General features: G+C 59.0%; 2 protein-coding genes. Both read right to left on the bottom strand.

The window, feature by feature from the left end:
• Positions 1-395, bottom strand: a 395-nt coding sequence (locus FSO04_RS45940) for an ABC transporter ATP-binding protein (RefSeq protein WP_154568033.1), incomplete at its 3' end; no start/stop codon positions are given.
• On the bottom strand, positions 395-748 hold a 354-nt coding region (locus tag FSO04_RS45935; protein WP_154568032.1), incomplete at its 5' end, for an ABC transporter ATP-binding protein C-terminal domain-containing protein. The genes FSO04_RS45940 and FSO04_RS45935, both read right to left, overlap by 1 nt.

The following is a 748-nucleotide window of genomic DNA, read 5'->3' as shown; positions in this document are numbered from 1 at the left end:
GCCCGTTCCTTCAGGCGCGGGAAAAAGCCGAACATGCGATCGACGTCTGCCTTGATGGCGTCGGTATCGTTGCGCAGATACGCACCCATCTGCATGTTCTCGACGATCGACATGCGCGAGAAAATTCCGCGGCCTTCCGGCACCATCGCCAGACCACGCTTGAGCAGTTCGTGCGCCGGGATGCCCTTGATCGACTCACCCATGTACTCGATGTCGCCTGCCGAGTACGGCTTCAGACCCGTGATCGCCTTCATCGTCGTGGTCTTGCCTGCGCCATTCGCGCCGATCAGCGTGACCAGTTCGCCCTGTGCAACTTCGAGATCGATACCCTTGACTGCCTGGATGCCGCCGTAATTGACCTGCAGGCCCTTGATTTTCAACATTGCCGTTGCCATTAGTGGACCCCCGCACCCAGATAAGCTTCGATCACCTTCGGATCCTTCTGCACATCTGAAGGCAGACCTTGTGCAATCACCTTGCCGTAGTCGAGCACCGTCATCTGGTTGCACAGACCCATCACCAGTTTCACGTCGTGCTCGATCAGCAGAATCGTCTTGCCGTCGCTGCGGATCTTGTCGAGCAGCTTGGTCAGCTCGACCTTTTCCGTTGCGTTCATGCCGGCAGCCGGTTCATCCAGCGCGAGCAGCTTCGGATCCGTTGCCAGTGCGCGGGCGATTTCCAGACGGCGCTGGTGACCGTACGACAGATTGCGCGACGTGTAGTCCGCGTACTGCGCAATGCCGACGTA

Source organism: Paraburkholderia madseniana (genome assembly GCF_009690905.1).
Classification (GTDB): Bacteria; Pseudomonadota; Gammaproteobacteria; order Burkholderiales; family Burkholderiaceae; genus Paraburkholderia; species Paraburkholderia madseniana.
Note: the sequence above shows the minus strand (reverse complement) of the source record. Positions and strands in the feature narration are given on the sequence as shown.